We start from the raw sequence: 18,708 nt of genomic DNA, 5'->3' as shown, positions 1-18,708 counted from the left end.
TCCGGACCATCCGGTGTCAGACACCCGATGGCACCAATCAGGACAGGCCGAGCCACGCGGGGAGTTCGGCGAGGGAAGCGAGTTCGACGACGTCTTCGTCGTGGTCGTCGACCCGTTCCAGGTCCCACGTGAGGTGATACGGGATGTGGACGGCGTGCGCACCGAGTGCCAACACCGGGAGCACGTCGCTGCGCACCGAGTTGCCGACCATGCAGAAGCGCTCGGGAACGACCCCGAATCGCTCCATCAACTTGGCGTAGATCGGCGGATCCTTCTCGAGCACGATCTCGATGTCACTGAAATGGTGTTCGAGGCCCGACGTCGTCACCTTGCGGGTCTGATGAACGAGGTCGCCCTTGGTGATCAGGACGATCCGCTTCGCGCGGCCCACCTGGTCGAGCACCTCGGGAACGTGCGGCAGCAGGTGCACGGGATCGACGAGCATCGCGGCACCGAGTTCCACGATCTCACGGATCACCTCGGTCGGCACCGCTCCGTCGGTCATGTCGATCGCCGCGCGCACCATCGAGATCGTGAACGCCTTCACGCCGTAGCCCTGGCTCGCGATGTCGAGACGCTCGATCGCGTGCAACGCGTCGAGCACGTCGATCCCCGCAGGTGAGTACGGGTCGACGAGTTCGGCGAAGCGTGCCTCGGTCGCCTGGAAGTGGTCCTCGCTCTTCCACAACGTGTCGTCGGCGTCGAAGGCGATGACGTCGAAGTCGTCGATCCGGCGGTGGTTGGGCTCCGTGTCACTCACGGCGCCGAGGCTACGGGCCGTGGACGGTTCAGCCCGCTCCGGTACCGAGCACGGCGCGAACCCCGGTCGCGCGCTGTTTGCAGTCCGTTCCCGCGGCGCCGAACGCGTCGTTGAGCTTGCTGAGCGCTCCCTTGAAGTTCGTGTCCCATTCGGTCTTGAACGCGTCCTTCGCCGGGCCGGTCCAGACGATCGAGTTGAGCGGTGAGTCGACGTCGGTGATGATCTTGTTGACGATCTCGATCTGGCTCTGCAACGTCGAGCCGAGCGCTTCGAGTTCGTCGGGGTTCGCTCCGTAGGTCATGGTCACTCCTTGGAAGTGGGCGGTACTGATGGAAGTTGGTCGTTGGCGACATCGGCAGGAATCCGCGACGTCAACCTCTCACTGGGTCGTTGCCCTCTCGAACGGGAAGCCGTTCTTCGATACGGTCCTTCCATGAGCCGATCCTCCAGCGACGCCACCGACCCGGCCGGATCCGAGCAGGATCCACAGATCGCATCCGTGAGCGAACACGCGGGCGAGTATCTCGATCGCGCGACGGCGATGCGGCGACGATTGCACGAGTGGCCCGAGATCGGCAACCATCTGCCGCGCACGCGCGAACAGGTGCTCGCCGAGATCGACGATCTCCCCCTCGACGTCACGCTGCACGAGTCGACGAGCGGTGTGACCGCGCTGCTCGAGGGGTCTCGTCCCGGACCGACGATCCTGCTGCGCGGCGACATGGACGCATTGCCGATGCCGGAGGACACCGGCCTGGACTTCGCTTCGCAGGTCGACGGGTGCATGCACGCCTGCGGTCACGACACGCACACGGCAATGCTCGCCGGTGCAGCGCGGGTGTTGTCGGAACGGCGGGACGAGATCACCGGCAGGGTGATGTTCATGTTCCAGCCGGGAGAGGAGGGGCACCACGGGGCCAAGCACATGCTCGACGAGGGTCTCCTCGACGTTCCCGCGATGCACGACGGGACCCCGTCGCCCGTCACCGGAGCATTCGCGATTCACATGACCTCGGCACTGCCGACCGGTTGGGTGTCGACCCGGCCCGGGGCGGTGATGGCATCGGCGGACGTCCTCCGGGTCACCGTCACGGGTCAGGGTGGCCACGCGAGCGAGCCGTATCGCGCCGTCGATCCGGTCCCGGTCGCCTGCGAGATCGTCACCGCCCTCAACTCGATGGTCACACGCTCGATCGATCCGTTCGACCCGGCGGTGCTCACCGTGACGCGTCTCGTTGCCGGCACGACCAACAACGTCATCCCCGAGACCGCCATGATCGAGGGGACGATCCGAGCGGTGAGCGAACGTACGAGGGCGAAAGTGCACGACGGGCTCCGCCGGGTCGCCGAGGGCATCGCGGCAGCGCACGGATGCGGAGCGGAGGTCACGATCGACTTCGGGTATCCGGTCACCACGAACGATGATCGTTTCGCCGACTTCTCGCTCGGTCTCGGGCGCGAGGTGGCGGGCCACGATGCAGCGGTCGAACTCCCGAACCCGGTGATGGGAGCCGAGGACTTCAGCTACCTGCTCAACGAGGTGCCGGGAGCGATGGTGTTCCTCGGTGGCACACCGCACGACGCGAACCTGGCGAAGGCTGCACCGAACCACTCGAACCGCGTGTTCTTCGAAGAGGCCGCGATGACGACCGGGATCGCGCTCTACTCCGCCGTCGCCCTCCGCCAACTCGCCTGAGGATCAACTGGTACGTCAGGACCGCCCGTCGAAGTCGGGGGCGAGACGCAGGCGGAGCGTGACGAGCTGGAAGGGGCGGAGAGTCGTCGTGAGCACGCCGTCACCGACCTCCTCGCCGCGCTCCGGGGTCTCCATCAGGTCGCAGAAGAAGGCGGATCCGATGCGCGTTCGCGCGGACAGCGTGATCCGAGTCCTGTCGCCCACGGCTTCGTGCAACCGCACGATCAGATCACCACTGTCGTCGTCGGCCAACTTGATCGCATCGACTTCGACACCGAGCACGGGCCCGCCGTCGTGACCGACGATCGAGACGATCGGAGTCGGGTCCGGCTGGACGACGTCGTTGCCGGTTCCGTGCACCAGCAGCTCGAGGGGGCGATTGAACCGTTCTGCGGCCGCACGAACGTCGGCAAGACTTCCATCGTGCGGACGGATTGCCAGCCGCACGCGGTGCTCCCCGTGGTCCGCGTCGGGGTCCGGATATTTCGCCGCACGGGCGAGACTCACACGGATCGCCCCGTCGAAGATCGCGTGACCGAAGCGTCCGTCGTTGAGCACGGCCACACCGAAGGACGGCTCGGACAGGCTGACGTACCGGTGCGCGCAGACCTCGAACTTCGCGGCGTCCCACGGCGACGACGGGTGTGTCGGTCGCCGGGTCACGCCGAACTGCACGTCGCACTCGGCGTCGTCGGCGCGCACGTCGAGCGGGAACGCCATGCTCAGCAGGTGCTCGTCGTGATGCCAATCGATGTGCAGGTCGATGTCGAGTTGGCGTGACTCCGCACGGAGCTCGTACGTCGTCACGACGGTCGAGGGTCCGAACTCGCGGGTCACTCGAACCCGGCCGACCAATGGGCCGTCGACGTCCACCTCGACGTTCCCGCCGCCGACGGGCCGGGACTGTTCGCGGGTCCAGGACTCGAGGTCCCACGCGTCGTACTCGACCGGCTGATCGCGGCCCAGCTCGAGCACCGCTGCACTCTCACCGGACGGAATCAGCTCTCGCCTGGACGCGAGGTCGATGATCGACGTCACGTCGCCCTGCGTGTTCCAACGGATCGCCAGCTGACCGTTCGTCATCGAGCAGTCGGTGACGACGACTCGGTCGGCGACCGTACGCGGAGACAGCGCGGCGACCCCGAATGCGGGAACGTCGAAGGCCACGGCGAACTCGCTCGCACCGAGCCGTTGATGCGGCGACCGGGCGAGCAGGTCGGGCAGCGGGGTCGGCAGGTCGGGCAGCCAGCCGAACTCCTCCCAGCGGTCCGGATCGAGTGACGGGTATCCGGCGTCGAACACGTGCACACCGTCGAACGCCACGCCGGCAGGGTTCGCCACCGACACGGAGCTCGGCGCCATCGAACCGAGATGCGCGCCACAGTGGTGCGACAGGTCGAGGCCGGCTCGGAGGAAGACCAATTCTGCGTCGCGGTGGACCCACGCGATCGACGATCCCGGCAGGATGTCGTGGAACTGTTGCGTGAGCACGTCGGGCCAGATGTCCGCGATCGGACGGATGTCCATCCCGCTCAGGTCTCGACGCTCGCCCGTGGTCGCCTCCCACAACTCGGCGGCGAAGAAGGCTCGCTCCACGCGACGGTTCCCGAGCTTGGTGTTGATCTGGCTCGTCAGCGTTCCGCGGTGCATCTCGAAGTACAACTCGCCGCGCCACACCGGGACCGGAGCACCGTGCGTCGCCTCCCGCTCGACGGCCGCGAAGTAATCGTCCGGTCCTCCGATCTCGAGCGTCGCGTCGGGATTCACGTCAGCCAACCGATGTGCGCGTTCGAGCATCTCGCGCGTCGGGCCGCCACCGCCGTCGCCGTGACCGAACGGCATCAGCGAGACGTCACTCCACGAGTGTTCCTTGAAGCTCGTGAGCGAATGATCGATCTCCTCGGGGGTGATCTCCGCGTTGTACGTGTCGACCGGCGGGAAGTGCGTGAGGACGCGGGTCCCGTCGAGTCCCTCCCACCAGAACGTGTGATGCGGAAATCGGTTCTGCTTGTTCCACGACAGCTTCTGCGTGATGAATCGATCCATCCCGCCGGCCGCGAACAGCTGTGGGAGGCCGGCCGGGTAGCCGAAGACGTCGGGGATCCAGACCTCCCGGCACGGCGCCCCGAACTTCTCGGTGAAATAGCGCTGGCCGAGGACGATCTGGCGGGCGAGGCTCTCACCCGACGGCAGGTTCATGTCGGCCTCGACCCACATCCCGCCGACCGGGAGCCACTGTCCGTCCGCGACCTTCTCGCGGATCTTCTCGAACAGATCAGGGTGCCGTTCCTCGACCCACGCGTACTGCTGCGCCTGAGAACAACTGAACCGATAGGAGGGGTCGTCGTCCATCAGCGCGACGGCCGACGCGAAGGTTCGTGTGCACTTGCGGATCGTCTCGCGAATCGGCCACAGCCAGGCGGTGTCGATGTGGGCGTGGCCGGTCGCGATGATGCGATGCCGCCGATCACGCCCTCCGCCGGTGGCGCGCGGTTCGAGATGCGGCGCGAGCGCGTTCCGGGCTGCGGCGACATCGGGCACGGCGTCGAGCGCGGCGACGATCGACGCCCGGAGCTTGGATCGTCGCGGGTCGGCGGTCGACAGTGAGCGCATCACGCCGTCGACGACGTCGAGATCGTGGACGAGCGCCTCTGCCTCCACGTCGACGAGGACGAGGTCTGCCGTCCGGAACCGATAGATCGGGTCGCTCGATGCAGTCTCCGGGAGACCCTGTCGAGACGGAGCGAACTGTGGGAACGTCGGATTCGACGCGGCTTCCACGACGAGTTCGACCGAGCCGGCCACGTGATCGAGCACGTAGTTCGTGCGGCGCGGATGGATCCCCTGAAGCGGCTGCCAGCTTCCGTCGGACCGCCGTCGAACGACCAGACCCTCGGCCTGGAATCCGGCCGGATCGCGTGTGAACCCGAGGTCGATGACCGCTTCGATCCGGTGCACGCCGCGACGTCCCAGCCACTCGGCCGGAACGTCGCCGCCGAGTTCGAACCACGTCGTCTCCCACGGCGCACCCCACATCGAACCGACCTCGAACGGTGCGGTTGCGTCGGGCGTCGGACCGGCGCTGACCTCGAACGGAACTCGACCGGCGTGGACGAGTGGAAGCACCCGTTCCCACAGCTCGCGGTCGATCCGGCGTTCGGCGAGCTCCCGATCATCGTGCACGTGTGCGACCGTAGCGACCGGAAATGTCCACCGGTGCCAGCCACCGGCGGACATTTCCGGTACACAACGTTCGAGGAGACGAGATGGCGCAAGCACGAGGACCAGCGGCAACGGCACTGATCGTCACGGCCGCGCTGCTGATCGCCGGCTGCTCGACCGGCGAGGAGATGTTCACGCCGCCCACGCTTCCGGCCCCATCCGAGCGGAACCAGTCCGTTCCGGATTCGATCCCGTTCACGTCGGACTGCGACGACGACACCCTCGGCGCCGACGACGAGTTCGCTTTCCCCACCGCCTATCTCGTCGTCGGCGGGGCGCTCGGCGAACTCTGCCGGGGCGAACCCGACCCGCGTCTGGTCGAGGCATGGGAGACGCTGGCGACGATCGCTCCAGCCGAGCAGCTCGGCGATCTCGGCCTGTTCACCGCGTTCGAGGCGGCGGAGGAGGGCGACGAGATCACCTTGGCGTTCGTGAGCGCGCTCGACGCCGAGGGCTCACTGTTCCAGATGTCGATCGGCCTGGACAGCTTCGTCGCCGACCCCGACGAGGCGCTCCTGACGCTCGCGCACGAGTTCAGCCACGTGTTCACCTCGATGCCCACGCAGATCGACCGGACGGTCGAAGCGGGCGACAACTGTGTCACCTACGACAACGGTGAGGGATGCTTCCTCGCCGACTCGTTGATCTTCCAGTGGATCGAAGAGTTCTGGGGCGACGGATCGATCGACGACGTGGACCCGCGCGCCGAAACGAGCGCCAGCGAGGGGGAGCAACGCTGCGCCGACGACGCCGGCTTCTTCGGTCCCTACGCCGCGAGCGACCCGGAGGAGGATTTCGCCGAAGCGTTCAGCGCCTACGTGTTCGCGGTCGATCCCGCCACGCCGGAGCAACAGGAACGGCTCGAGTGGCTGGCCGCACAACCCGGACTCGCCGAGTTCCGCGACCGAGCCGTCGATGCCGGCCTCACCCCCGTACCGAACCGGTTCGAGGTGTGCGGCTGATCACCTGAGTTTCAGCGGACGGTGACGTTGCGGGCTTCGAGGCCCTTCTTGCCTTCGCCGACCGCGTACGACACACGGGCCTTCTCGTCGAGGGTCTTGAAGCCCTCGGTCTCGATGTTGGAGAAGTGGACGAACAGTTCGTCGCCACCGGAGTCGCGGACGATGAATCCGTAGCCGCGGCTGGCGTTGAAGAACTTGACCGTGCCGAGCTCCTGACCGGCCGGAACGGGAGCGTTGCTCTCGACGCGCTCGCGCTTCGTCGGTTGCGGCTGCTCCTTCGGAGCGGGTGCCGCGTCGACGACATCGACCGGGCGAGTGGTCCGGTCGTCCTTGCCCGACAGGAGGACGGCGACCTCGAGGTCGTCGAGGTCGGGATCGGTCACATCGACCTGGATACCGACATCACGCTGGAGCTTCTTGACGTCCTTCATCGTGCCCGGCTCGACGAACGAGACGACGATGCCGGTCTCGCCCGCTCGCGCCGTGCGTCCGGAGCGGTGGTGGTACGTCGCACCGTCGGCCGGCGGGTCGTAGTGGATCACCGCGGAGACGCCGTTGACGTGAATGCCACGGGCCGCGACGTCGGTCGCGATCAAGGCGTCGGCCTTGCCCTGCTTGAACGCATCGAGCGCACGGTCACGCTGGTTCTGGCTGCGTCCACCGTGGATCGGCTGTGCGGACACACCGAGCTTGCCGAGCTGCTTCGCGAGGCGGTCGGCACCGTGGCGGGTGCGGGTGAACACGATCGTCGAGCCACAGCGGTCGATCACGCCTGCCGCGTTCTGGTTCCGCTCGGTCCGCTCGACCTGCCAGAACACGTGGTGCGCGGCGTGGATGTCGGGACCCTTGGGTCCGACCTCGTGGAACGCCGGGTCGTGCTGGAAGTCCTTGATCAGCTTCGCGACGGGACCGTCGAGGGTGGCCGAGAACAGCAGCACCTGGCGGTCGTCTCGGGTCTGGCCGACGATGCGGCGCACGGCGGGGAGGAAGCCCATGTCGGCCATCTGGTCGGCTTCGTCGATGACGACGGTCGCGACGTCACGCAGGTCGATCGCGCCCATCTGCATCAGGTCCTCGAGGCGGCCCGGGCAGGCCACGACGAGTTCGGTTCCCTTGTTGAGGGCGTTCTTCTGGTTGCCGTAGCCGACGCCGCCGTAGATCGACGTGGCGTACATCCGCATCGCCTTCGTGAACGGGGTGAGCTCGGCCATGATCTGCTCGGCCAGTTCGCGGGTCGGCGCGAGCACGAGGGCCACGGGGCGCTTCGACTTGGCCTTGGTGAGGCGGGCGACGACGGGGAGACCGAAACCGAGGGTCTTGCCCGACCCGGTCGGTGCGCGGCCGGCGATGTCGCGGCCGTCGAGCGTGTCGGGGATGACCGCCGCCTGGATGGCGAACGGCGTGGACATTCCGGAACGATCGAGCTGGTCGATCATCTCGGTGGGGAGGCCGAGGTCAGCAAAGGTGACATCGACGGAGACATCGGACGCGGACGCGTCCAGGAGGGTGGTCATGGGGGACTGCTTTCGTTTTCTGCTTCACACAGCGCTACGGCCGGAGCAGAGATTCCGATCAGCGCCCACCGGTCGGAACGACCAGCGAGGGACCAACCCTACGCCGGTCCCCGCCGAATCGACTGTCGCCCTCGTCACGCGGCCGGTGCCGGCGCGTCGCCGTACCGGTTCTGGTGCGGCGAACCCGACATCACGTAGAAAACCAGCAGCACGAGTCCGCCGAACGGAACGAAACTGATCAGCATCCACCATCCGCTCTTGTCCGTGTCGTGGAGGCGCCGGATCGACACCGCGACGGTCGGGATGATGATCGACAGTGCGTACACGACGAAGATCAACCAGAAGACCCAGTGAATGGCGGCCGCGAGAACGCCGAGGACGACCGCGATGATCAGGTTGGCGAGGTAGTACCACCAGAATTCCCCCTGGCCGGCACGCCCGTCGAACTTCGCGTAACGCTCGAGGACCACGAGTTTCCAGTTGTCGATGATGGCCATGATTCTCCTCGTTCCGAACGCAAACGCCCCGCGTTCTCAGGACGCTCAAAGTAGTCGAGTGCCGCCCTGTGCGGAGCGATGGTCCCGCGTCGAGCCAGTCAACGCGAAGGCGGCTGAATGGTCGCGTCGTCGCCGTGGAGCATCTGCATGATCGGGTCCATGTTCGGTCCCCGCCGCAGGTGATGGCCACCGTCGGCGCTGATGCACGCTCCGGTGATCCATGCGCTCTCCGGGCCGAGCAGGAATCGGACGAGCCCGGCGATGTCGTCGGTCGTCCCGGCGCGACCCAACGGCATCTGATCCATGTAGTCGTCGACGATCGCCGGGATCGACATCATCCCTTCGGTCGCATCGGTCGGGACGAGTCCCGGCCGAACGGCGTTGGCGCGCACGCCAACCGCTCCGAGTTCGTCGGCCACCTGCTTGACAAGCATTTCCAGGCCGGCCTTCGACACGCAGTACGCCGTCATGAACCGGTGCGTCGAGACGCCGGCGATCGACGACACCGCGACGATCGAGCCGCCACCGTTCGCGACCAGGAGCGGCGCGGCCGTCCGCATCGTCAGGAACGCGCCCGTGAGGTTCGTGGCGAGGACCCCGTTCCACTCGTCGAGCGTGGTGCGGTGGAACGGTGCGGCGGATCCGTACCCGGCATTCACGACGACCATCGAGAAGTTGCCCGCGTCCGCGGCGACGGCACACGTCGCCTCGACGTCAGCTTCTGCGGTCACGTCACACCGCGACGTGATGACCTCGGCACCGGGATGGTCTGCGACCAGCTCCGCGCGGGCCGCCGCGAGCCGTTCCTCGTCGCGCCCGGCGATGACGACGATCGCACCGTCGCCCGCCAACGAACGGGCGCACTCGAGGCCGATCCCCGATCCGCCACCCGTGACGAGCGCAACCTGGCCGGAGAGTGAACCGTTCATTCCCCGAGTGTGGTCGGTGACGATCGCGCCGGCGACATCGGGGAACGTCGGGCGGATCAGGTTCGTGCGGCCGCGAGGGTGGAGCGGGTCGTGTCGGCCATGCGTCGCGCGACGTCGAACGGATCCTGCGCGGACAGGTCGGTCGAGATGATCTCGACGGAGTAGGGCGCCGTGGCTCCGATCCGGTCGAGCGTGCGCACGAACCGGGCGAGGTCGAATTCCCCGTCACCGCACAGTCGCCGATTCCAGAGGCAGTCCTCGATGTAGTGATCGTGTTCGGGAGTCCTCGTGCCGTCGTTGATCTGGATCGACGTCACCAGGTCACCCGGCAACGACTCCAATTGGTCCCAGCGTGCGCCGCCGCGCTCGAGGTGCCACGAATCCACGCACAGTCCGCCGTTCGCTCGGCGGGCAAGCTCGACGATCTGGCGGGCGATGGCGATGTCACTCACCTCTTGCACCGGCAACGGCTCGAGGCCGACCGCCACACCGTCGTCGACGAGCAGGTCGCACAGGCGGGCGAACCCGCGTGCCGCATCATCCACGGTCCCGTCGAATCCACCCGTCGCCGTGACGTGACGAGCCCCGAACACGCGCGCCATCTCGACGCACACGTCGACCGTCGACCGAGCCCCGTCCGGCGTTGCTGCCGACCAGCCGACCACCGCCTCGATCTCGACGATGCGCAGACCGTGCGACGCCGCGACCGCGATGAAGTCATCCACGGTCTCGTGGCCGTCGCAGATCCGCGTGGTGTAGTCGCGGTACAGCAGTCCGATCCCGTCGAATCCGGCCGCGCCCGCCGCCGCGCACCGCACCTCGAAGGGTTCCGCGCCCAGCGAGAAATGACTGAGCACGAGGTGCTCGGGGCCGAGCGCGTCCGCCTCGACCGGTCGAGCAGAGTCCGTCGCCATGCGTCCGAGTCTGACACCCGGTCGTGCGCGCGCTCGGGGCGGAGCAGTCCCGTCGGCGACGCGTTCGTCATGTCATCGGGAGACGCGCCACGATGGAGTCGTGTCCACCAACGCTCCGCTCGCCGGTATCCGGGTTCTCGACTTCTCACGGGTGCTGTCCGGGCCGCATGCGACGCGCATGCTGGCCGATCTCGGGGCCGAGGTGATCAAGGTCGAGCCGCCGGCGGGTGACCTGACCCGGTTCTCCGCCCCCCGACGCAACGGGCTGGCGAGCTACTTCGTGCAGCAGAACGTGGGCAAGGCGAACCTCAGCATCGATCTCGCCACCGATGCCGGAGCCGAGATCATCCGCGAGCTGGTCGAGCACGTCGACGTGGTGGTGGAGAACTATCGACCCGGCGTGATGGATCGGCTCGGACTCGGCGCCCCCACCCTCCTCGCGCTCAATCCACGACTGATCGTCGCGTCCATCTCCGGCTACGGCCAGGATGGTCCGTGGGTGAAGCGCCGCGCGTACGCCCCGGTTGTCGAGGCCGAATCGGGAATCATCGCGTCGCAGGGCGCCGTCCGCGGCGGAGCGCTCTCCAAGGATCCCCACAGCCACGCCGACGTGTACACCGGGATCGAAGCGTCCGCCGCGATCGTGGCGGCACTGTTCCAGCGCGAACAGACGGGTCGCGGACAGACGATCGACGTGTCGATGGCCGAGACGATGCTCTACGTCAACGAGCACCTGCACGACGCGCTGTGGGACGACGAGGTCGATCCGCAGTGGATCCGGTCGTTCCAACCGGGCGACTACGTCGTGATGACGGTCGCCAACGGCGAGTCGCTGATCGTCAGCGGCCACCCCGCCGAACGCGGCACGTTCGATCTGTTCCTCGCCGCCATGGGTCGTTCCGACCTCGCAAACGACCCGCGCTTCGCCGATGTCGCGTCACGTCTCCAGCACTACGACGAACTCCGCGCGATCCTCGTCGAGTTCGCTGCGACGATCTCCGACCCCGACGAGTTCGAGCGGATCTTCGCCGCCCACGGACTCGCCGTCGGGCGGGTACGTGAACCGGGCGAGCTGGCCCGGACGGAATGGGCCGAGGCGCGACACGCGACCGTCGACATCGACGACCGGACCGGTGGAACGATCACCGTCCCGAACGTCCCGTGGCATTTCAGCGACGGTGCGGACGTCGGCGTGGGCGGAGTCGCGAAGTACCGCGGTGAAGACAACCGCACGATCCTGTCCGACCTGCTCGGCTACGACGACGAACGCATCGACGCGCTCGAGTCGGACCGCGTGATCTCCAGCCGCATGCCGCGATGAACGCGTGCTGATGGACCGTCGGCGATGAGCCTGTCGTTCCCGGTCGCACCGATGAAGGCGACACTGGGATCGTTGCCGACCACCGACGACGGTTGGGCCTACGAGATCAAGTGGGACGGTCACCGGACCCTCGCCCACGTGGCCGGTGGGAGCACCCGGTTGCAGACGACATCGGGTCGCGACAGCGGCGATCGCTGGCCCGAGGTGACCGCGATCGCCGACGCGGTCCACGCCGATTCGATGATCCTCGATGGCGAGATGTTGGTGATCGGCGAGGACGGGCGACCGAGTTTCGACCTCGTCCAGCGACGTGACCCGGGGCGTCATCCGGCGCTCTTCCATGCTTTCGACGTGCTGTCGATCAACGGCACCGACACCGTCGGACTCGGGTACACCGACCGCCGTGCGCTCCTCCGCGACGTTCTCGATGACGGTGACCACTGGGCCGTTCCGTCGCATCATCTCGGCGGAGGTGCCGAGCTGCTCGCCGCGACCGCCGACCAGCAACTCGAGGGTCTGATCGCGAAGCGAGTCGACTCGACGTATCGACCCGGCACCCGCTCGAAGGACTGGCTCAAGATCAAGAACCGCGTCCGCGTCGACGTGGTGATCGGCGGGTTCACCGCCGGCACCGGGAACCGTTCGACGACGTTCGGGTCGCTGCTCGTCGGACTCGTCGAGGACGGCCGGCTGCGATTCGCAGGAGGTGTCGGGACCGGGTTCACGCACGACACGCTCGAACGTCTCGTGGCTGCGATGCGGCCGCTGGCGACGAGCGAGTGTCCGTTCGACCCGGAACCACCGTCGGCGATCCGACGAACGGCGACGTGGGTACGACCCGAGCTCACGGCGACGGTCGAGATCGCCGAGTTCACGAACGACGGCCACGTCCGCCACGCCAGTTTCGTGGAACTGGCGGGATGAGCCGCCGATGACCTCGCGAGCAGACGCCGAGCGACGGGATCGCGAGGATCCCCTCGCAGGCTGGCGCGACGAGTTCGTGATCCCCGATCCCGATCTCGTCTACCTCGACGGCAACTCACTCGGAAGGACACCGAAGCGCACGGTCGACGCGCTCCGCGAGGTGGTCGAGCAGCAGTGGGCCGGCGATCTGATCACGTCGTGGTGGGACAACGACTGGCTCGACCTTCCGCTGACGGTCGGCGACGCGCTGGCGCCGTTGCTCGGTGCACGACCGGGTGAGGTCGCCGTCCACGACTCGACGACGGTCTGCCTGTTTCAGCAGGTGAACGTCGCGATCGACCTCACGGGCGGGAGCGTGATCGCCGTCGCGGACACCGAGTTCCCGACGGATCGCTACGTGTGCGAGGGCATCGCGCGCCTGCGTCCGGACTGCACGGTGCGCCATGGTCTCGACGATCTCGACGGCGTCGATGTGGTCGTCCGCTCGCTCGTCGACTACCGCACCGCTGCGGTTGCACAACTCGCCGAGGAGACGGCGCGGGCGAAGGCAGCGGGGGCGACGACGGTCTGGGACCTGTCGCACGCCGCGGGCGTCCTCGAACTCGATCTGGAAGGTGCCGGTGTCGAACTCGCCGCCGGATGCACCTACAAGTTCTTGAACGGCGGGCCGGGTTCGCCGGCGTTCACCTACGTTCGTTCGTCGATCGTCGACTCGGTCACCCAACCGATCTGGGGGTGGTTCGGTCAGCGTGACCAGTTCGCGATGGACAACCCGTTCGACGTGCGTGACGGCGTCGGTCGGATGCTCAACGGCACGCCGGGAGTACTCGGGCTCACCGCGGCCCGCTGCGGCATCGACGTCAGTGCCGAAGCCGGGATCGGCGCGATCGCGTCCAAGGCTCGCTCACTCGCTGGGTTCGCCATCGACGTCGCCGGTGACCTCGGGCTCAACTGCACCACCGCACGGCCGCCCGTGTCGAGCGGTGGACACATCTCGGTCATCCATCCCGACGCCGCTCGGCTCCAGGAACGGCTCGTCGAACACAAGGTCGTCGTCGACAAACGCGATCCCGACGTCCTGCGATTCGGACTGTCACCGTTGACCACGCGATTCGTCGACGTGTTCGACGCCTTGGCGTTCCTCGCTGGCATGCTGGACACATGAGTGTCGTCAAGATCAACGCCATCAGCATTCCCGAGGGCATGGGCCCGCAGCTCGAAGGTCGATTCGCCGGTCGCGCGAAGATGGTCGAGCAGTTCGAGGGGTTCGAGGACTTCCAGCTGCTCCGTCCGACCGAGGGCGAGACCCGCTACTTCGTCTACACCCGCTGGGAGACCGAGGAGCACTTCCAGGCGTGGGTCGACAGCCAGGACTTCGCGAAGGGTCACGGTTCAGGGCAGGCCGACGGCAACAAGGACGGCGAGGGCGAGCAGGCTCGCAAGCCGGTCGCGCAGGGCGCCGACCTGCTGTCGTTCGACGTCGTCGAACACGTCGTCAAGTCGTAGGGCTACGACCCGGCGGAGGCGGAGATGACCGGTTGGGTCGTGTCCGGGCGGGCCGGAATCTCGACCTGACGCCGGTCGGAGATGTCGCCGACCTTCGCGAATGCGTACCAGCCGAACACGGCTGCCGCGACCGAGGCGAGCCCGCCGACGCCGAGCGCCGCACGGGGGCTCACGTGCTCGCCGATGAAGCCCACGATCGGACCACCGATGGGCGTCGAGCCGAGCAACGCCACGGAGAACAACGCCATCACTCGGCCCCGGAACATCGGGGCGGAGTTGAGCTGGAGCGTCGAGTTCGACAGTGCGATCACCGCGACACTGCACGCACCGACGAGCGGCATCAGAACGAGCGCGGCCCAGAGCGTCGGCATCAGGGCGAGCGCTCCCGTCACGACGCCGAACGCTACCGCGACCGCCACCAACCGGCGCGGTGTGGGATTCCCCGCTGCCGCGATGAACAGTCCCCCGACGACCGCGCCGCCGCCCATCAGCGCCGTCATCGCGGCCAGTCCGGATGACCCGGCGCCGAAGGTGAACTCCGCCAGTAGCGGCAACGTGACCGTGAACTCGTAGGTGATGGTGCCGATGACGACGAGCATGATCAGCGTGGTGCGCAGCGTCGGCACCGCCCAGGCGTAGCGGAGTCCCTCGCGGAGTTGACCGCGCCCGCGCTGGGTGCGCTCGGTGGGGTGCAGCTGGTCGCCGTCCATCATCCGCAGCGCGATGATCACCGCCACGAAGCTCGCCGCGTTGATCAGGAAACACTGGCCGATCCCGACGGTCGCGATGAGCACGCCGCCCACCGCAGGACCGATCACCCGCGCACCGTTCACGACGACGCTGTTCAGCGTGACGGCGTTCGAGACGTCGTCGGGGCCGACCATCTCCATCACGAACGTCTGACGCGCCGGATTGTCGAGTGCGGTGACGCTGCCGAACATGGCGGCGATCACGTAGAGCATCCAGAGTTCGATCGTGTCGGTGATCGTGAGCACTCCGAGCAGCAGCGCGAGGACCGCGGCGGCAGACTGCGTGATCGTGATCAGTCGCCGCTTGTCGAAACGGTCGGCGATCACACCTCCGATCGGGGCGAGCAGCATCGTCGGCAGGAACTGCATCGCGACGACGGTGCCGAGTGCGGTGCCGCTCCCGGTCAGTTCGAGAACCAGCCATGACTGCGCCAACATCGCCATCCACGTGCCGGAGAACGACACGATCTGGCTGAAGAAATAGAGGCGGTAGTTGCGGAAGCGCATCGCCGCGAACGTGCGCTTGCCCACCGCCGAGACCCGGGCGTTCACGGTTCGCCCGCGAGCAGTCGTTCGAGTACGGGAAGCGCAGCCCCGAGTCGGTCCAACTCGTCCTCGTCGAGGTCGGCCAGGCGTTCGCCGAGCCAACTCGTTCCCGCACGGCGGACCTCGGTGAGGTACTCCTCACCCGCCGCATTCAATGCGATGACCGCACGGCGGCGATCGCCACCGTCGGTTCGACGAACGACGAGTCCGAGTTGCTCGAGACGCGACACGATGCGGCTCGCCGACGGCGGCTGCACGTGCTCGTGCTCGGCGATCTGTCCGATCGTCGATTCGCCGTGCCGCCACAGGGTCGCGAGGACGGCGGCCTGGGACTGGGTGACGTCGCCGAGCGAATGGGTCCGGATGTTCCGGGCAGTGCGGAGCAGGACCAGGCGCAGTCGGTTGATCTCGTCGGTCGACGACAGCGCACCCGACGACGATCCTGCGGCCAGGGTCGTCGGGTCGTCGAGCAGCGGCATGATTTGGAGCATAGCTATTTGTTTCCATAGCTATGGAATGGAAATGGAGACGTCCGTCACCCGATCATCGGGTCTACGCCGAGGCGACCGCTAGCCTCCGATCACCGTGGGACTGATCGTTCAGAAGTACGGCGGCACCTCGGTGGCCGATCCCGACCGGATCAAGGCCGTGGCCGACAACGTCGCCATCACTCGCCGTCGTGGCGACGACGTGATCGTCGTCGTGTCCGCGATGGGCAAGGCGACCGACAATCTGATCTCGCTGGCCAACTCGATCTCCACGACCCAGTCCGGTCGCGAGATGGACATGCTGCTCACCACCGGTGAGCGCCAGACCGCAGCCCTCGTCACGATGGCGCTGCTCGAACGTGGCATCGAAGCGATCAGCTTCACCGGCAGCCAGGTCGGGATCATCACCGACACTGCACACGGCAAGGCGAAGATCGTCGAGGTCAAGGGCGACCGCGTCCGCGACTCGCTGTCCGACGGCAAGGTCGCCGTCATCGCCGGATTCCAAGGTGTCAGCACGGCCAAGGAGATCACGACGATGGGTCGTGGTGCCTCCGACCTCACCGCCTCGGCGCTCGCCCAGGCGATGAACGCCGACGCCTGCGAGATCTACACCGACGTGACCGGCGTGTTCACCGCCGACCCGCGCATCGTGCCCCGGGCCCGCAAACTCCAGAAGGTCCACTTCGACGAGATGCTCGAGATGGCCGGCGCCGGATCGAAGGTCCTGGCGATGCGCTCGGTCGAGTTCGCCCGCAACCATGACGTCCCCCTCCACGTCCGCTCCGCTTTCACCTGGGAGCAGGGCACGTGGGTCAGCAACGAGGAGCCCTCCGTGGAAGATCCGATCATCTCCGGTGTCGTCACCGACATGACCGAAGCCAAGGTCACCGTCGTCGGCGTCCCGGACCGCCCCGGCGTGTCCGCCGCCCTGTTCGAGCCGCTCGCCGACGCGAACGTCAACGTCGACATGATCGTGCAGAACACGTCGACCGACGGCACGACCGACATCAGCTTCACGATGCCGATGGCCGACCTCGCGCAGTCCGAGACGATCGTGCAGACGATCGCCGACGAGATCGGCGCCACCAAGGTGACGCACGACGACGACATCGCGAAGGTGTCGCTCGTCGGCGCCGGGATGAAGTCGTCGCCCGGTATCGCCGCGAAGATGTTCCGCGTGCTCGCCGACGAGGGCGTGAACATCCAGATGATCTCCACGTCGACGATCCGCGTGTCGGTGATCCTCCCCGGCCCCGACATGGAGCGCGCCGCGCGTGCGCTGCACACCGCATTCGGCCTCGACTCCGGCAGCGATTACAGCGCTCCGCTCCCCGAACGCAAGTAGGCACGACCCCGGGCGTTCACCCGAGGGTTATCAGAACGCTGTTCCAATCCGTCGCGATCGCGAATAAGGTCGTGCCATGACGGACGTGCAACCGATCTTCTTCAACCCGCTCGAGGATGGATACGTCGAGAATCCGTGGGGGCACTTCGACGACTTGCGTCGCCTGGAGCCGGTCCACCATTCTCCGATCGGTCAATGGTTCCTGTTCGGCTACGACGACGTGAGCACGCTGCTCCGCGATCCGAACCAGAGCGTCGACGACGCCAACATCGCCCACCACAACCAGGATCGACTCGCGCAGATCGAGGCCGCCTACGGTCCCGATGCCGAACGGTCGACCTCGATGCTCGGTCGCGACGCGCCGGACCACACCCGCCTGCGACGTCTGGTCAGCAAGGCGTTCACCCCCGCCGCGATCGCGGCGCTGCGGCCCGTGATCGAGGAACTGGTCGACGATTCGCTCGATGAGATGGAGCAACGCGGGACGACCGAGATCGTCCACGACCTCGCGTTCCCACTGCCGTTCGACGTGATCTCGGTGATGCTGGGGATGCCCGAAGCCGACAAGGACCAGATCGCCGAGTGGTCGTCCGCGGTCGTGAAGACCCTCGATCCGATCATCAGCGACGAGGAGGTCTTCGCCGCCGCCGACGCGGGGCGGAAGATGGAGGCGTTGCTCGCCGAGGTGATCGAGTGGAAGCGCGCCAACCCGGCCGACGACCTCCTCACAGCACTGATCCAGGCCGAGGAGGACGGCGACCGTCTGTCACCGAAGGAGCTGCGCGACCAGGTCCAACTCCTGTTCATCGCCGGACACGAGACGACGGTGAACCTCATCGGCACCGGGATCTACGAACTGCTGCGCAACCCGCAGCAGGCGTCGCTCCTGCGCGACGACCCGGCACTCGACGTGAACGCGGTCGACGAACTGCTGCGGTTCGTGTCGCCGGTCCAGTTCTCGCGGCGCATCACGATGGCCCCGATCGAGATCGGCGGGCATGCCATCGACACGGGGTCGGTCGTGATGACCGGACTGGCGTCGGCGAATCACGATCCGGCGAAGTGGGGTGACGACGCCGACGAGATCGACGTCCGCCGCACCGGAACCGCGCAACACGTGGCGTTCGGATCGGGTTCGCACTACTGCCTCGGTTCGTCGCTGGCCCGCCTCGAGGCGCAAGTGGCGATCGGGCGTTTCCTGCGCCGCTTCCCCGACGCCCGGATCGACGGCGACGCGGTGTGGAACGGGCGGATCAACCTGCGCGGCATCGAGCGCCTCGACATCGCCGTCCGCTGATCGTTACGTAACGGGTCAGACCCGTCGTGTAACGC

Annotated in this window: 17 protein-coding genes; 8 read left to right on the top strand and 9 right to left on the bottom strand. The window is 67.2% G+C overall.

What is annotated here, in order from left to right:
* Nucleotides 1-37: 37 nt before the first annotated feature.
* Nucleotides 38-760, bottom strand: coding sequence for an HAD family hydrolase (locus ON45_RS15860; RefSeq protein WP_083915062.1), 723 nt, complete (start codon nucleotides 758-760; stop codon nucleotides 38-40).
* A gap of 28 nt (nucleotides 761-788) precedes the next feature.
* Nucleotides 789-1,061, bottom strand: a complete 273-nt coding sequence (locus ON45_RS15855) for a WXG100 family type VII secretion target (RefSeq protein WP_148288723.1) — start codon at nucleotides 1,059-1,061, stop codon at nucleotides 789-791.
* 132 nt (nucleotides 1,062-1,193) lie between these two features.
* Here ON45_RS15855 and ON45_RS15850 point away from each other — a divergent pair, with 132 nt between their 5' ends.
* The gene (locus ON45_RS15850; protein WP_083915061.1) at nucleotides 1,194-2,456 is read left to right on the top strand and encodes a M20 metallopeptidase family protein; all 1,263 of its coding nucleotides are present in this window, start codon (nucleotides 1,194-1,196) and stop codon (nucleotides 2,454-2,456) included.
* A gap of 15 nt (nucleotides 2,457-2,471) precedes the next feature.
* On the opposite strand, the gene ON45_RS15845 is transcribed toward ON45_RS15850, so the two are convergent.
* Nucleotides 2,472-5,639 (bottom strand): alpha-mannosidase, encoded by a 3,168-nt coding sequence (locus ON45_RS15845; protein WP_040494984.1) that lies wholly within the window; start codon nucleotides 5,637-5,639, stop codon nucleotides 2,472-2,474.
* 83 nt (nucleotides 5,640-5,722) lie between these two features.
* Between ON45_RS15845 and ON45_RS15840 the strand changes: the two genes are divergently transcribed.
* Nucleotides 5,723-6,640: a hypothetical protein gene (locus ON45_RS15840; RefSeq protein ID WP_040494979.1), complete on the top strand. Its 918-nt coding sequence runs from the start codon at nucleotides 5,723-5,725 to the stop codon at nucleotides 6,638-6,640.
* A gap of 11 nt (nucleotides 6,641-6,651) precedes the next feature.
* On the opposite strand, the gene ON45_RS24105 is transcribed toward ON45_RS15840, so the two are convergent.
* From ON45_RS24105 to ON45_RS15820, 4 genes are all read right to left on the bottom strand, one after another.
* Nucleotides 6,652-8,154 carry a DEAD/DEAH box helicase gene (locus ON45_RS24105; RefSeq protein ID WP_040494978.1) on the bottom strand — a complete coding sequence of 501 codons (1,503 nt, stop codon included), beginning with the start codon at nucleotides 8,152-8,154 and terminating at the stop codon, nucleotides 6,652-6,654.
* Between the two features lie 134 nt (nucleotides 8,155-8,288).
* A complete protein-coding gene (locus tag ON45_RS15830) occupies nucleotides 8,289-8,651 on the bottom strand; it encodes a DUF805 domain-containing protein (protein WP_040494977.1) in 363 nt (120 codons plus the stop codon).
* Between the two features lie 98 nt (nucleotides 8,652-8,749).
* On the bottom strand, nucleotides 8,750-9,580 hold the full coding sequence (locus ON45_RS15825; protein ID WP_040494976.1) for an SDR family NAD(P)-dependent oxidoreductase: 831 nt from the start codon (nucleotides 9,578-9,580) through the stop codon (nucleotides 8,750-8,752).
* Nucleotides 9,581-9,636: 56 nt separating this feature from the next.
* Entirely contained in the window at nucleotides 9,637-10,494 is an 858-nt protein-coding gene (locus ON45_RS15820; RefSeq protein WP_051063180.1) for a sugar phosphate isomerase/epimerase family protein, read from the bottom strand.
* 100 nt (nucleotides 10,495-10,594) lie between these two features.
* Between ON45_RS15820 and ON45_RS15815 the strand changes: the two genes are divergently transcribed.
* Genes ON45_RS15815 through ON45_RS15800 form a run of 4 tightly spaced genes read left to right on the top strand, consistent with a single transcriptional unit; the run spans nucleotide 10,595 to nucleotide 14,245 of the window.
* Entirely contained in the window at nucleotides 10,595-11,815 is a 1,221-nt protein-coding gene (locus ON45_RS15815; protein ID WP_040494975.1) for a CaiB/BaiF CoA transferase family protein, read from the top strand.
* Between the two features lie 24 nt (nucleotides 11,816-11,839).
* Nucleotides 11,840-12,739 (top strand): non-homologous end-joining DNA ligase, encoded by a 900-nt coding sequence (ligD, locus tag ON45_RS15810; RefSeq protein ID WP_040494974.1) that lies wholly within the window; start codon nucleotides 11,840-11,842, stop codon nucleotides 12,737-12,739.
* Between the two features lie 7 nt (nucleotides 12,740-12,746).
* Nucleotides 12,747-13,904 carry a kynureninase/PvdN C-terminal domain-containing protein gene (locus ON45_RS15805; protein ID WP_040494973.1) on the top strand — a complete coding sequence of 386 codons (1,158 nt, stop codon included), beginning with the start codon at nucleotides 12,747-12,749 and terminating at the stop codon, nucleotides 13,902-13,904.
* Nucleotides 13,901-14,245 (top strand): antibiotic biosynthesis monooxygenase family protein, encoded by a 345-nt coding sequence (locus ON45_RS15800; protein WP_040494972.1) that lies wholly within the window; start codon nucleotides 13,901-13,903, stop codon nucleotides 14,243-14,245. The genes ON45_RS15805 and ON45_RS15800 overlap by 4 nt, the downstream gene beginning before the upstream one ends.
* A 2-nt stretch (nucleotides 14,246-14,247) precedes the next feature.
* On the opposite strand, the gene ON45_RS15795 is transcribed toward ON45_RS15800, so the two are convergent.
* Together ON45_RS15795 and ON45_RS15790 are read right to left on the bottom strand one after the other, a co-directional pair.
* Entirely contained in the window at nucleotides 14,248-15,546 is a 1,299-nt protein-coding gene (locus tag ON45_RS15795; protein WP_206537713.1) for an MFS transporter, read from the bottom strand.
* A complete protein-coding gene (locus ON45_RS15790; RefSeq protein ID WP_158412451.1) occupies nucleotides 15,543-16,019 on the bottom strand; it encodes a MarR family winged helix-turn-helix transcriptional regulator in 477 nt (158 codons plus the stop codon). Before ON45_RS15790 ends, ON45_RS15795 begins: the two co-directional genes overlap by 4 nt.
* 106 nt (nucleotides 16,020-16,125) lie before the next feature.
* Here ON45_RS15790 and ON45_RS15785 point away from each other — a divergent pair, with 106 nt between their 5' ends.
* Nucleotides 16,126-17,376, top strand: coding sequence for an aspartate kinase (locus ON45_RS15785; RefSeq protein WP_040494971.1), 1,251 nt, complete (start codon nucleotides 16,126-16,128; stop codon nucleotides 17,374-17,376).
* Nucleotides 17,377-17,452: 76 nt separating this feature from the next.
* Entirely contained in the window at nucleotides 17,453-18,673 is a 1,221-nt protein-coding gene (locus tag ON45_RS15780) for a cytochrome P450 (protein WP_040494970.1), read from the top strand.
* The last annotated feature ends 35 nt before the right edge of the window (nucleotides 18,674-18,708 follow it).

The organism is Ilumatobacter nonamiensis YM16-303, assembly GCF_000350145.1.
In the GTDB taxonomy this organism is placed as follows: domain Bacteria; phylum Actinomycetota; class Acidimicrobiia; order Acidimicrobiales; family Ilumatobacteraceae; genus Ilumatobacter_A; species Ilumatobacter_A nonamiensis.
This window is presented reverse-complemented; position numbering and strand designations above follow the sequence as displayed.

Excerpts from the sequence above, each read along its gene's own strand:
- ON45_RS15855 (WP_148288723.1), bottom strand. The coding sequence starts at position 1,061 with ATGACCTACGGAGCGAACCCCGACGAACTCGAAGCGCTCGGCTCGACG.
- ON45_RS15850 (WP_083915061.1), top strand. The coding sequence starts at position 1,194 with ATGAGCCGATCCTCCAGCGACGCCACCGACCCGGCCGGATCCGAGCAG.
- ON45_RS15840 (WP_040494979.1), top strand. The coding sequence starts at position 5,723 with ATGGCGCAAGCACGAGGACCAGCGGCAACGGCACTGATCGTCACGGCC.
- ON45_RS24105 (WP_040494978.1), bottom strand. The coding sequence starts at position 8,154 with ATGACCACCCTCCTGGACGCGTCCGCGTCCGATGTCTCCGTCGATGTC.
- ON45_RS15830 (WP_040494977.1), bottom strand. The coding sequence starts at position 8,651 with ATGGCCATCATCGACAACTGGAAACTCGTGGTCCTCGAGCGTTACGCG.
- ON45_RS15825 (WP_040494976.1), bottom strand. The coding sequence starts at position 9,580 with ATGAACGGTTCACTCTCCGGCCAGGTTGCGCTCGTCACGGGTGGCGGA.
- ON45_RS15820 (WP_051063180.1), bottom strand. The coding sequence starts at position 10,494 with ATGGCGACGGACTCTGCTCGACCGGTCGAGGCGGACGCGCTCGGCCCC.
- ligD (WP_040494974.1), top strand. The coding sequence starts at position 11,840 with ATGAGCCTGTCGTTCCCGGTCGCACCGATGAAGGCGACACTGGGATCG.
- ON45_RS15805 (WP_040494973.1), top strand. The coding sequence starts at position 12,747 with ATGACCTCGCGAGCAGACGCCGAGCGACGGGATCGCGAGGATCCCCTC.
- ON45_RS15800 (WP_040494972.1), top strand. The coding sequence starts at position 13,901 with ATGAGTGTCGTCAAGATCAACGCCATCAGCATTCCCGAGGGCATGGGC.
- ON45_RS15790 (WP_158412451.1), bottom strand. The coding sequence starts at position 16,019 with ATGCCGCTGCTCGACGACCCGACGACCCTGGCCGCAGGATCGTCGTCG.
- ON45_RS15780 (WP_040494970.1), top strand. The coding sequence starts at position 17,453 with ATGACGGACGTGCAACCGATCTTCTTCAACCCGCTCGAGGATGGATAC.